General features: G+C 40.0%; 10 protein-coding genes and 1 other annotated feature. Of the genes, 7 read left to right on the top strand and 3 right to left on the bottom strand.

From position 1 onward, the window contains the following. Positions 1-103 precede the first annotated feature (103 nt). Entirely contained in the window at positions 104-2,098 is a 1,995-nt protein-coding gene (gene nagE / locus IGJ14_RS01840) for an N-acetylglucosamine-specific PTS transporter subunit IIBC (RefSeq protein WP_019722738.1), read from the top strand. A 77-nt stretch (positions 2,099-2,175) separates the two neighbouring features. Here the strand turns inward: nagE and IGJ14_RS01845 are convergent, their stop codons facing one another. Then, complete coding sequence (locus tag IGJ14_RS01845; protein ID WP_019722737.1) at positions 2,176-2,496, bottom strand: heavy metal-binding domain-containing protein; 321 nt, start codon at positions 2,494-2,496, stop codon at positions 2,176-2,178. A 193-nt stretch (positions 2,497-2,689) separates the two neighbouring features. Between IGJ14_RS01845 and dhaM the strand changes: the two genes are divergently transcribed. From dhaM to dhaL, 3 genes are read left to right on the top strand one after another with little or no spacing between them, the layout of a single operon-like run. Next, positions 2,690-3,088, top strand: coding sequence for a dihydroxyacetone kinase phosphoryl donor subunit DhaM (gene dhaM, locus IGJ14_RS01850; RefSeq protein WP_019722736.1), 399 nt, complete (start codon positions 2,690-2,692; stop codon positions 3,086-3,088). Position 3,089: 1 nt separating this feature from the next. Beyond that, positions 3,090-4,073, top strand: a complete 984-nt coding sequence (gene dhaK, locus IGJ14_RS01855; protein WP_010736396.1) for a dihydroxyacetone kinase subunit DhaK — start codon at positions 3,090-3,092, stop codon at positions 4,071-4,073. Between the two features lie 14 nt (positions 4,074-4,087). Next, the gene (gene dhaL / locus IGJ14_RS01860) at positions 4,088-4,693 is read left to right on the top strand and encodes a dihydroxyacetone kinase subunit DhaL (RefSeq protein WP_029593968.1); all 606 of its coding nucleotides are present in this window, start codon (positions 4,088-4,090) and stop codon (positions 4,691-4,693) included. 144 nt (positions 4,694-4,837) lie between these two features. Here the strand turns inward: dhaL and IGJ14_RS01865 are convergent, their stop codons facing one another. Then, entirely contained in the window at positions 4,838-5,992 is a 1,155-nt protein-coding gene (locus IGJ14_RS01865) for a hypothetical protein (protein WP_019722734.1), read from the bottom strand. A gap of 295 nt (positions 5,993-6,287) precedes the next feature. After that, positions 6,288-6,491: a binding site (T-box leader), on the top strand. A 96-nt stretch (positions 6,492-6,587) separates the two neighbouring features. On the opposite strand from IGJ14_RS01865, the gene tyrS reads away from it, so the two are divergent. The 3 genes from tyrS (at position 6,588) to tyrP (ending at position 11,672) form a co-directional block, all read left to right on the top strand. Continuing rightward, on the top strand, positions 6,588-7,844 hold the full coding sequence (gene tyrS, locus IGJ14_RS01870) for a tyrosine--tRNA ligase (RefSeq protein WP_010736393.1): 1,257 nt from the start codon (positions 6,588-6,590) through the stop codon (positions 7,842-7,844). A gap of 290 nt (positions 7,845-8,134) precedes the next feature. Next, complete coding sequence (gene tdc, locus IGJ14_RS01875; protein ID WP_010736392.1) at positions 8,135-10,009, top strand: tyrosine decarboxylase; 1,875 nt, start codon at positions 8,135-8,137, stop codon at positions 10,007-10,009. A 244-nt stretch (positions 10,010-10,253) separates the two neighbouring features. Further along, entirely contained in the window at positions 10,254-11,672 is a 1,419-nt protein-coding gene (tyrP, locus tag IGJ14_RS01880) for a tyrosine-tyramine antiporter (protein WP_019722733.1), read from the top strand. 389 nt (positions 11,673-12,061) lie between these two features. Here the strand turns inward: tyrP and IGJ14_RS01885 are convergent, their stop codons facing one another. After that, positions 12,062-13,078 (bottom strand): LacI family DNA-binding transcriptional regulator, encoded by a 1,017-nt coding sequence (locus IGJ14_RS01885; RefSeq protein ID WP_019722732.1) that lies wholly within the window; start codon positions 13,076-13,078, stop codon positions 12,062-12,064. Between the last annotated feature and the right edge of the window lie 64 nt (positions 13,079-13,142).

A 13,142-nucleotide genomic window follows, 5' to 3' on the forward strand; every position in this document is an offset into this window, starting at 1 on the left:
AAATGGTATACTCGTTTTATTGTTTTTAGATATTTTCTAGAAAATTTACAAAAATAACGATAAACGCTCTTTCACGAGCGGAGAGAAAATAGGAGTGGAAAGAATGAAAGCATATATGCAACGAATGGGTCGCTCATTGATGTTGCCAGTAGCAGTCTTACCAGCGGCTTCTTTACTGGTTGGTCTTGCGAATTGGTTCGTAGGAGTAGGCATCAGTAATGCGGGAACGACCTTCTTAATGAATGCGGGGCTAGCGATTCTTAACCATCTTGCCTTATTGTTTGCGGTGGGTTTGGCATTGGGAATGTCAAAAGACAAAGATGGATCAGCTGCTTTGGCAGGATTGGTCGCTTACTTGATCCCTCAAACCGTTTTATCTGCGGATTCAGTACAAGGATTATTGCATCTGGGAGATCTCACTGAAGTCAATCCGGCTTTCAATACAATGGATAACAATGTATTTGTTGGAATCGTGGCAGGATTAGTCGCTGCTGCGATGTATAATCGGTTTAGCCAAGTGAAATTACCTATGGCCCTATCATTTTTTAGTGGGAAACGCTTAGTTCCGATCATGTCTGCCTTGAGCATGTTGGTTATTTCTGCGATATTATTATTTATTTGGCCGACTGTTTATGATGTACTGGTTTCCTTTGGGAAGGGGATTTCTCAATTAGGGTTTGTCGGTGCAGGACTATACGGTTTCTTCAATCGTTTATTGATTCCAACAGGCTTACATCATGCATTGAATTCTGTTTTTTGGTTCGATGTGGCAGGTATCAATGATATTGGAAACTTTTTAGCTGGACAACAAGCGTTAGATAGTGGAAAAGCAATAATTGGACAAACCGGTATGTATCAAGCTGGGTTTTTCCCAGTCATGATGTTCGGTTTACCTGCTGGGGCCTTTGCTATTTATCAAAGTGCACGTCCAGAAAAGAAAAAACAAGTCGCTTCTTTGATGCTAGCAGCTGGTTTTGCTGCGTTCTTTACAGGTGTGACTGAACCATTAGAATTTTCATTTATGTTTGTGGCGTGGCCGTTGTATGTTATCCATGCCATTTTTACAGGAATTTCATTAGCAATCAGTGCCTTTTTCCATTGGACAGCTGGTTTTGCTTTTAGCGCTGGTTTTGTGGATTACTTTTTGTCGTTGCAGAATCCAGTCGCCAATCAACCATTGATGTTGCTTGTTCAAGGAGTATTTTTTGCAGCTATCTATTATTTTGGCTTCCGCTTTGCCATCAAAAAGTTCAATTTGATGACACCAGGAAGAGAAACAGAAATTGGCGAAGAGACACCTGATATTGCTACGGGAACTAATGAATTTAGTCAACTAGCTGCGGTGATCTATGATGCATTAGGTGGAAAAGAAAATGTACAAGCAATCGATAATTGTACGACACGTTTGCGTCTACAGGTAAAAGACACAGCAAAAGTAAATCAAGAAGCGATTAAACAAACTGGCGTCCCAGGGGTAAAAGTAATTGATCAAACAAATATCCAAGTCATTGTAGGCACACAGGTCCAATTTGTAGCAGACGAAATGACGAAACTCCAACAAGGTAGTAAGCTAAAGAGAGAGACCGCTCAATCAATTCCTCACCAAGATGTGCCGGTTTCTGCTTCAAAGACAAGTAAGGAAACATTTGAACTCTATGCACCGGCGCTCGGTAAAATCATTCCGATCACTGAAGTCGGCGATCCTGTTTTTGCAGAAAAAATGATGGGTGATGGCTATGCAGTCTTGCCGGAAGCAAAAGAAATATTTGCACCAATCAGTGGAACGATCACTAGTATTTTTCCGACGAAACATGCACTGGGGATCGAAACAGACAATGGCCTTGAAGTATTGGTGCATATGGGAATCAACACCGTTGATTTACAAGGAGAACCCTTCACTCTTTATGTCAAACAAGCACAACGAGTGGAACGAGGTCAATTATTGGCAGTTGTTGACTTAGCGATGCTAGAAAAAGCAGGTAAACAAACAGATATGATCGTTGTATTTACAAATAGTGAGAAAGTTGAAAGTCTAACCATTGAAAAAAGAGCGATGGTTGAGGCGAATGAGGTGATTGGACAAGTCCAGTCATTGTGAAACGTGTGTGAGTAAAAAAACGAGTGGATACCCTAGAAATTTGGCGGGTCTTCACTCGTTTATTTGTTTCGTTTTTGTTAAATCAATCGAACAGCCGTCCCGCTACAAGTGACCATCAACATCCCATTATCTGAACCTAAGACTTCATAATCCATCTTCATCCCGATGATCGCATTTGCGCCAAGTGCTTCTGCGCGTTGCGCCATTTCAGCTAATGCTTCTTCTCTTGCTGTCAATAATTCCCCTTCATAACTTTTTGAGCGTCCGCCAAAAACGTTACGAATCCCTGCACCTAAATCTTTTAAGACGTTGATTCCCGTAATGACTTCACCAAAAACAATTCCCTCATAAGACTCAATGACTTGATGTTCTACGCTATTTGTTGTTGTAATGATCATTTTGATCACTCCTTTCTTTAAGGAAAGTATAGCAAATATCTCTTTTTAGTCCTATCTTTATCTTCACATAAATAAAAAAACTATCGTTCATTATATCGCATTATTTCCATTACCCATAGGAGTTGATATATACTTAATACAGTATCAAGAAAACCCTTACAGAAAGGGTGCTAAACTGAAGGAGGGGAATTCGTTGAAGAAAAGTATCTTACTGCTTTCCCATAGTAAGAAGGTCACGGATGGTATCAAAGAAATGATTGAACAAATGCAACAAACCGATGACGTAGAAGTATTATCACTTGGCGGAATCGAAGAGGGAGAACTCGGTTCTGATCCGATGAAGATCGTTGATGCCGTCAATCAATCAGCCGATTCATCTGCTTATTTTGTTTTTGCTGATCTTGGTAGCGCAGTGATGAATTCAGAATTGGCAAAAGATTTATTGGAGGAAGCCCAACAAAAAAACTACTACTTGGTGGATGCCCCCTTAGTAGAAGGAGCCTTTGCGGCTGCTATTACAGCAGGGACAACCGACAATATCGAACAAATCATAGAAGAAGCACGACAAGCAGGGAAGAAAGGGTGGATGTAAATTGAAAAAAATCATGAATGAACCTGGGGATATCGTAGAAGAAATGCTAGAAGGGATCGTAAAGAGTTATCCAGAGCTAGTACATCGTGTAGAAGATTCTCGTGTAATTGCGAAAAATCAGTTGAACGAACAAGTCGGGTTAGTTTCTGGAGGGGGTAGTGGACATGAACCAGCTCACGCAGGTTTTGTCGGAGATGGCATGTTAAGTGCAGCAGTTTTGGGGGATGTTTTTACCTCACCGACACCTGATCAAATCCAACTAGCGATCAAAGAAGCGGACCAAGGACAAGGTGTGTTATTGATCATCAAAAACTATACTGGAGATATATTGAATTTTGAAATGGCAAAAGAGTTAGCTGCTATGGATGAAATTGACGTCGAAGAAGTAGTGGTCGATGATGATATCGCGGTAGAAAACAGCACGTATACGGCAGGGAAGCGTGGCGTAGCGGGGACTATTCTTGTCCATAAGATTTTAGGAGATGCTGCCAAAAATGGCGCGAGCTTGACTCAACTGAAGGAATTAGGAGAGCGAGTGGTTGCTGCGACCAAAACAATTGGTGTCGCATTACGGGCTGCGACTGTCCCAGAAGTAGGGAAGCCGGGTTTTGACCTAAATGAAGACGAAATCGAATACGGTGTAGGGATTCATGGCGAACCAGGTTATCGTCGAGAAAAACTGCAACCCTCTAAATTGTTAGCGAAAGAGTTAGTCACGAAAATTTTGAGTGAATATACTGAAAAACCAAAAGAAGTCGGTGTCTTAGTGAATGGGATGGGTGGTACACCATTGATGGAACAATTTGTATTCATGAATGATGTGTTGACGTTGTTGAATGAAGAACAGGTGGATGTTACTTTCCATAAAGTCGGTGATTTGATGACTTCATTGGATATGCAGGGACTATCATTAACAATGGTTGACTTAACAGAAACCACTTGGAAAGAAGCTTTAACAAGTCACGTAGAAACGATTGCATGGTAAAGGATGATGAAAAAATGAAGTTGACGGTAAAAGAGATCCAAGCATGGCTTAACCGCTTTGCTGAAGAGATCAAAGAGAAAAAAGCGTACCTAAGTGATTTAGATACCCCCATTGGCGATGGGGATCATGGGAATAATATGGGAAGAGGTGTGACAGCTTATGAAGCAGCTTTTCAACAGAAGGCACCTGACACTATCAGTGATACCTTCAAGATGTTTTCTATGGCAATGATTTCCAAAGTAGGAGGCGCCTCGGGTCCTCTTTACGGTTCTGCGTTTATGAATTTGATGAAAGCAACAAAAGGAGTAGAGCAGATCGATTCACAAGAACAATTAGGTGAGTTCATCCGTGAAGGAGCGAACGGCATCCAAGCAAGAGGAAAAGCGGAACAAGAAGATAAAACCATGTTAGATGTTTGGTTCCCTGTAGCTGAAGCACTAACCGCAGGGAATCTTACGAAAGAAGTAATTGAGCAGGCAAAAGAACACACAGCAGGTTTAGTCGCGAAAAAAGGACGTGCTTCTTATTTAGGTGAACGTTCAATCGGTCATATTGATCCTGGTGCGGCATCTAGTGCCATCTTGTTTACTACGTTATTAGAAATAATCGACGAAATATAAAAAAGGTTGGATAGAAGGATCTAACCTCGATAAATCAGGCGCCATCCACAGTGGTTTTAACCTTATGTGGATGACGCCTTTTTTAAAACCATTATTTTTTGGTCCGTCCTTTATCCTGTTTAAGGTGAGACAAGTGGTTGTTTGTTAGATATTCCCAATGCCACCGCCCAATTCTGGACGATTGATTTCATCAACCACTGAGACTGTTACCGTTTTTTCGACTCTTGGATCTTCTGTTACGCCAAATGTCACGGCAAATTCGCCAGTTTTGTTTGCTTCAATCGAGGAATGCTTCACGTAAACATTTGCCTTTTGCCCAAGGAGAGTCACGGCATTTGCGCCGGTTGCTTGGATCAGTGAGAGGTCATCCGTTTGACCTAACTGGACAGTTGCATCGAATGCTTGCAAAAAGAATCTGGAAGGAACGTAGTTATCCGAAGTGACGGTAAGATTGACAGTTTTAGTAAATAAACTTGAGTCTCCTTTGAGACCGAATGTAACAGTGTAATTTCCTGGCTCGAACTTGATTGTGGAGTGTTTGATTTCTACAGGCAAGGAATGTCCTAAAATATCAGTTGCCTTGGCATTAGTCATGATGATCAACGTTTGTTCGTCCAATTGGTCGATCGAGACAGTAGCATCCGATGCGTCGACAAAGTAAAGACTTTCTTGCTCGTTCCCTGCGTCATTAGTAACTGTGACTTGGACTGTCTTACGGATCTTTGGTTCTTCTTTGATCCCTAAAACGATTTGATACGTACCAGGGGTATCATTCACTACATTTGATTTCTTGATCACAACATCTACTGGAGAGCCGCCAGAAGTCAGCGCTTGCGCATTTGTTGCTTGAAGGATAGCTGCTTCATCTACTTGCCCCACCGGAACCGTTGCATCATCAGCAGTTAATTGATAAATACCATAAGTCGGACAGTCTTCAAGTTTATCGACGACAGTGACTGTGATCTCTTTTTCTACTGAAGACATGATGGTCGTGCCGATCGTTGCTTGATAGATGCCTGGAGTGTCTTGTACATTGGCTGACTTGATGATCGGAGGGACTTCTACGCCAATCGAATTTGTGATGCGGGCATGAGAAGCTGTTAAAATATTCTCGTTAGACGTTTCGCCAACTTCCAATACAACATCTGACCCACTAATGGCAAAGGCGCCAATGAAGTCAGTTTCGCCAGCTGTTGGATGTATTTCCTCAGCGCCGACAGGTTGAGAGACATTCAAGCATGAGACTGCACATAAAATCGCACTAGCAGATAAAGCAATTTTCAAAATCATCGATTTCATTTTTTATTCCTTCTTTCTAAAATAATTTTTGATACCTATAACAATATAACAGCTGTTTGAGTTATTAACGTAACGACAATTATGTAATTAAAGAAAAAAATGGTGCGTGCAAGAAGAAGAACATGTTTCAACAGATCGAGCAATGGAATCAATAAAGGTTTCTGCAATTAAATCCATTTCCGCCTAGTTCAAGATTAAAAAACGATGTTATTTTTTATCGTTCGGATGATCAAGAAAAATTTTTTTGTTGACAAAAAAAACAGTGCGTTCTAAGATAGGAGATAGATGAATAAGGAATTAGACGATGAATAAAACGAAGTAGTGGATAAAGCCAATGTTTCAGAAAGCTAGTGGTTGCTGTGAACTAGTACATGCTTTAGCGCGAATTACATTTTAGGAGTCTATGGCATGAAGCCACGCGACAGCGTTAAATGTTAGAGAGATATGTTTGGAAAACAAACATATAATTTGGGTGGTACCGCGAATTTTCGTCCCTTGACTTGATTGTCAAGGGATTTTTTTGTTGTCTGCCCGTTAATAAATGACATGCTGGCAGGGACCTGCTTTCATAAAAAAAGATATGGAGGGAAATGTTATGAATATTATTGATGAATTAACTTGGCGTGATGCCATTAACCAACAAACCAACGAAGAAAGACTTCGCGAGCTTGTTGAAGAAAAGAGTATCTCGCTTTACTGTGGTGTCGATCCAACAGGAGATTCGATGCATATTGGGCATTTGATCCCGTTCATGATGATGAAAAGATTCCAATTAGCAGGGCATCATCCATACATCCTGATTGGTGGAGGAACTGGAACGATCGGTGATCCAAGTGGACGGACAAGCGAACGTGTCTTACAAACGATGGAACAAGTCCAACATAATGTGGATGCATTATCGAACCAAATGCGCAAACTTTTTGGGAAAGATGCCAATATTACATTTGTGAACAACTATGACTGGTTATCAAATATTTCTTTATTAGAATTTTTAAGAGACTACGGAAAAAACTTCAACATCAATACGATGTTAGCGAAAGATATCGTGGCAAGTCGTTTGGAAGTCGGAATTTCATTTACCGAATTTACTTACCAAATCTTGCAATCGATCGACTTCTTGCACTTACACAGAACATATGATGTGCAATTACAGATCGGTGGAGCTGACCAATGGGGAAACATCACTGCTGGTTTAGATCTGATCCGTAAATTGGAAGGACCAGAAGCGGAAGCCTTTGGGTTGACGATCCCATTGATGCTAAAAGCAGATGGAACAAAGTTCGGAAAAACTGCCGGTGGTGCAATCTGGCTAGACCCTGAAAAAACATCCCCGTACGAATTCTACCAATTCTGGTTGAATCAAGATGATCGGGATGTTGTGAAATACTTGAAATTCTTTACTTTCTTATCACAAGAAGAAATCAATGAATTAGCGAAAAAAGTGGAGACAGAACCTGAAAAACGTGAAGCACAACGCCGTTTGGCAGAAGAAGTGACACGTTTTGTCCACAGCGAAGAAGACTTACAAGAAGCGCAAAAAATCACAGCTGCATTGTTCTCTGGAAATATCAAAGAACTAAATGCGTCAGAAATCGAACAAGGCTTTGGAAACATGCCGAATGTAGAGATTTCAAGTACCCCTGAAAATATCGTGGAACTACTTGTTTCCACAAAAATCGAGCCATCAAAACGTCAAGCGCGTGAAGATGTGTCGAACGGAGCTATAAGTATTAACGGTGATCGCGTAACCGATTTAAATTTTGTCATTGATCCAGCTACAGAATTTGATGGTAAATTCGTAGTGATCAGAAAAGGGAAAAAACGCTACTTTTTGGCCAAAGTAGTTGATTAGAATTTAGTAATTTTTTACCTTGTAAAAGGTCTATTCCATTACAAAATTCCAATTTTTGAAATTTATCCTAATAGTTACGCCGGTTGTCGTTAATACAATCATGAGGAGAGAATTTACATTTGTAAATTCCCTCCTTTTTTTAATTTTTATCAATTGTACCAACAATTCAAACAATTAAAAACATTAAAATGAAATGAGGAAAATAGGAATAGTGATATTTACAGAAATAAAAAACAGGTGTAATCTAAGCCTCGACAAAATTTAAAAAATTATTTTAGGAGGGTTTCTAAATGGAATCAAAGGTAAATGATTTAAATTTGAATGCACTATTCATTGGAGACAAAGCAGAGAATGGCCAAATCTATAAAGCTTTGTTAAATGAATTAGTGGACGAGCACTTAGGATGGCGTCAAAATTATATGCCACAAGATATGCCGATCATTACGCCGGAAGAAAAAAGCAGTGAAAGCTTCGCGCACACGATCAATAAAACAAAAGACGTGTTAGCTGAAATCTCTACGCGGATGCGTACACACTCTGTCCCATGGCATAATGCAGGTCGTTATTGGGGTCATATGAACTCTGAAACATTGATGCCATCATTATTAGCCTATAATTTTGCGATGCTATGGAATGGAAATAACGTCGCATATGAATCTTCTCCAGCAACAAGTCAAATGGAAGAAGAAGTTGGAATGGAATTTGCTACATTGATGGGGTACAAAAATGGCTGGGGCCATATCGTTGCAGATGGCTCATTAGCAAATTTAGAAGGTCTTTGGTATGCGCGCAACATTAAATCATTGCCACTTGCAATGAAAGAAGTGGCACCTGAATTGGTTTCAGGTCAAACAGATTGGGAATTGATGAATCTTTCAACGCGGGAAATCATTGATCTGTTAGATCAAGTGCCAGAAAAAATCGATGAGATCAAAGCACATTCTGCACGCAGTGGAAAACATCTTCAACAATTAGGTAAATGGTTAGTCCCACAAACAAAACACTATTCATGGTTGAAAGCAGCAGACATCATTGGTGTCGGTCTAGATCAAGTGATTCCAGTGCCTGTGGATCACAACTACCGCATGGACATCAAGGAACTTGAAACAATCATTCGTGAATTGGCTGCTGAACAAACACCGGTTTTAGGTGTCGTTGGTGTCGTTGGTTCTACTGAAGAAGGGGCAATCGATGAAATCGATAAAATCGTTGAATTACGTCGCAAGCTAGAAAAAGAAGGCATTTATTTCTACCTACACGTAGATGCAGCTTATGGTGGTTACGGACGTGCGATCTTCCTTGATGAGAACAATGAATTCATCCCATTTGATCAATTAAAAGAAGTACACGCAAAACATCATGTCTTCACAGAAAATAAAGATTATCTTTTAGAAGAAGTACACCGTGCATATCAAGCAATTGAAGAAGCAGAATCAGTGACGATCGATCCACATAAAATGGGCTATGTTCCTTACTCTGCTGGAGGTATCGTGATCCAAGACATTCGTATGCGTGATGTGATCTCTTACTTTGCAACCTATGTATTTGAAAAAGGAGCAGATATCCCAGCATTGCTTGGTGCCTATATTTTGGAAGGATCAAAAGCCGGAGCAACTGCCGCAAGTGTTTGGGCAGCGCATCATGTACTACCGCTTAATGTGACTGGTTATGGTAAATTGATGGGAGCATCGATTGAAGGCGCACATCGTTTCTTCCACTTCTTGAACAATTTAACCTTCAAAGTGGGCGATAAAGAAATCGAAGTTCATCCATTGACTTATCCAGATTTCAATATGGTTGATTATGTATTCAAAGAAAAAGGAAATGACGATCTGGTAGCGATGAACCAGTTGAACCATGATGTGTATGACTATTCTTCTTATGTCAAAGGAAGCATCTATGGCAATGAATTCTTGACATCTCATACAGACTTTGCAATTCCAGATTATGGCAATAGCCCACTTCAATTTGTAAAACAATTAGGATTTACAGAAGAAGAATGGGAACGTGCTGGAAAAGTCACAGTCTTACGTGCCAGTGTCATGACGCCTTATATGAATAAAGCAGAACATTTTGAAGAATATGCAGAAAAAATCAAAGCAGCGCTTCAAAGCAAACTAGAAAAAATCTATGCAGATCAGTTAGTGGCAAACGAAACAAAATAAATGTAAATCTTTTGATGAACGAAGAGAGAGTAAGTAGAATGAGCGCTCATTTCTCGTTCCAAACGAACAAAGGATGAGCCTCCTTTCTCTTATCAAATATTTCACGTTGACGTGCCTTTGAAGCTTGATGATCCAAGCAAAGAATACTCAAAGCACAAGTTGGCCATACGTTTGCTTTTAGTTGCTGTTAATGAAAAGTTTCAAAGACACGCCTATTTATTTATGAATAAGGAGAGTGTCAAAATTGAGTAAAGCTCAAGTAAGTAAAATGGGGCTAGGAACATTCATTGGTTTGACCATGGCGCTATGTGCCACTGTTCGTAGTATCCCAACATTGTCAGCTGTTGGTTGGACATTGATTTTTTACACGATTTTTGCCGTCTTGTTTTTTGCTGGACCCATTTCAATGATTTCAGGTGAATTATCAACGATGCTGCCACAAGAAGGAGGCCCGCAACTTTGGGTCAAAACAGCACTAGGTAGTAAATGGGGATTTGTCGTTGCGTGGTTACTTTGGGTGCAAATGTTCCCAGGAATGGTCATGGTCGCTTCTACCTTAGGTCCATTGTTAGGGAATACGTTTGGGAACGCGGCTCTTGGCAACAATCACTACTTCGTTTTAGGGTGTATCTTGGTCATTTACTGGATCATCACCTTGCTCAACTTGAAGTTTGACATGGCGAAAGTTGGCGGGAATATTGGTGTTTGGTTGGGTGTTTATATTCCTGTGGTGATCATGTTTGTTTTGGGGATCTTAGCGTTTTTCAAAGTGGGACTTGTTTCAAATGGCTATTTGGGGGATTTTTCATGGTCGAAAGCATTGCCTGATCTACAACACAGTGATTCATTGAAATATTTGGCAGGGATCACATTTATTTTTGTGGGAATCGAAATGAGCTCAGTGTATATGCCTCGTTTGAAAGATGCAACGAAGAACTATACTAAAGGGGTCTTTATTGCATTGATCGGACTAGTTTTATTGAATGTCATCAACGCCTTGTTTGTTGCAAATGTCGTACCAGAAGGAACAATGGAATTGGCAAACATCACACAACCAGTATTGATCTATTGTGATATTTTAGGATTGCCAACGATCATCGGTAATATCTTCAGCTTTATGGTCTTTATTGGTGTGTTATTACAATTGTCTGCTTGGGTAACTGGACCTTCTAAAACGATCATCCAGGTAGCACGTGAAGGATTCTTGCCACCAAAATTTGGCTTTCATAAAGAAAATGAATATGGTGTTTCAAGAAATGTGGTGTTGACGCAATCAGTAGTTATTTCCCTCTTTGCGTTACTTTATGGCGTCATGGATGATGTAAGTGCGGTCTTTCTTACATTGACGAATGCAACAACAGTGATTTATTGCATCGTATATCTCTTGATCGCCATATCTTTAGTGAAAATGAGAACTAGCCATCCAGAATTGCCTCGTCCTTATCGAATCGGTAAAAAAGGAAATGGCTTTGCGTGGCTGGTTAGCTGTATGCTGATGTTGGCAATTATCGCCGTTGTTGTTTCAACGTTAGGAACTTCAACATTAGCGGATGCATTGCTTGTTGCGGTCATCGCAATCGTGATGTTCGTTATTCCGCTGATCATCAATCGCGTGAAGAAAGCAACCTGGTTGACTGAAGTTGAAGCAGACTTAAAAGAATAACAGGAAAAATGATCTCTTAGAGAATATAAAACAACACTTATGAAGAACTGTTTTCTTCGTAGGTGTTGTTTTTCTTAAAAAATCAAGAGCAAAAAAAATAGAGCCGTCTCAACTTTTGGCGAAGTAGACGTGCTCTAATGCTCTATCGATGCCATCCGCTTTGAACGGACTACATGGGGCATGTTTAGGCATGCCTCTTTAACCACATTTTAAGAGATTTTTAGAAAGAATAGAAGAGATTTCTTTTTTTGATTATTTCTAGTCAAATACAAATGTGGACTTATCGTTAATGGATCAGTTGATTACTAGTAAAATAAATAGCAAAGTATCTTTTGTCCGAAGACAAGATGCTTTGCTATTTTTATTTGATTTGCCTAGGAATGGATGCCCTATTTTTCTTTCAATGGAACGACCGTTTCGCGTTTGATCAAACGATGGGGGATCACTAAACGTACACCATTGCTCACTTCTTCATGGATCAGTTCTTGTAATTTTTGCATCGCGACTCGACCTAACTCAGAGATATCGATGTCGATACTTGTTAAGTAAGGATGCATCAATGTAGAAAAAATCGAGTTATTGAAGCTGATCATCGAAAGGGTTTCCGGGATGATATAGCCATACATTTGGGCGAGTTGCATCGTGCGTAAAGCAAAAATATCATCGATAACAACTAGCGCTGTCGCTTCAGCTTTTTTTAAGATCGTGTCAAAATCCAAGTAATCTTCAGCCTGTTCCAAGGTCACACTTGGATGGGCGTTCAGTCCTGCTAACATCATCGCTTTTTGATAACCGAAATAGCGTTCAAAGTATAAACTTTCATGTGTTGTATTGGTCACGAAAAGAATATTTTTATGGCCATTATCGATCAAAAATTCGGTGGCTTGCTTTCCTAACAGTTGATTGTCGTTATCAATGTAGATGATTTCGTTCTCATGATGGTATGGTTGTCCGATCAGTGTGAACGGAATCTGTTGTTCATAAAGATAATCGATGACTGGATCATCACTATCGGAGTAGACTAGGATAAAACCATCAACTTGTTTTTGTAAATGCATCCGCTGAACGTTCTCTAATAAGACGTCGAAACTTTTTGCGGTAGCAATAGCTGTTGTCACACCGTGATGTCGTGCTTCTTCGTTGATTGCTTCCATGATTTCTAAATAAAACGGATTGCCAAGACGCTCTTTGGAATCGAGTGGTGGAAGAATGACACCTACAGCGCTTGATACACGTTTACCAAGATTTCTCGCTGTGATATTAGGGACATATCCTAGTTCATCCATGATTTTTCGTACTTTCTTTTTCGTTGTTTCGGAAATACTTGGATGGTCATTGATCACGCGAGAAACAGTAGATGTCGCTACGCCTGCTTTTTTTGCAACATCTTTCACTGTAATTGCCATAAGTTAAATCACCTTTCTTTTTCATCGTCCATCGTCTTGTTGAAACCAAGTTAAATAAAACTGG

It is taken from the genome of Enterococcus sp. DIV1304_2 (genome assembly GCF_050555445.1).
Classification (GTDB): domain Bacteria; phylum Bacillota; class Bacilli; order Lactobacillales; family Enterococcaceae; genus Enterococcus_B; species Enterococcus_B pernyi.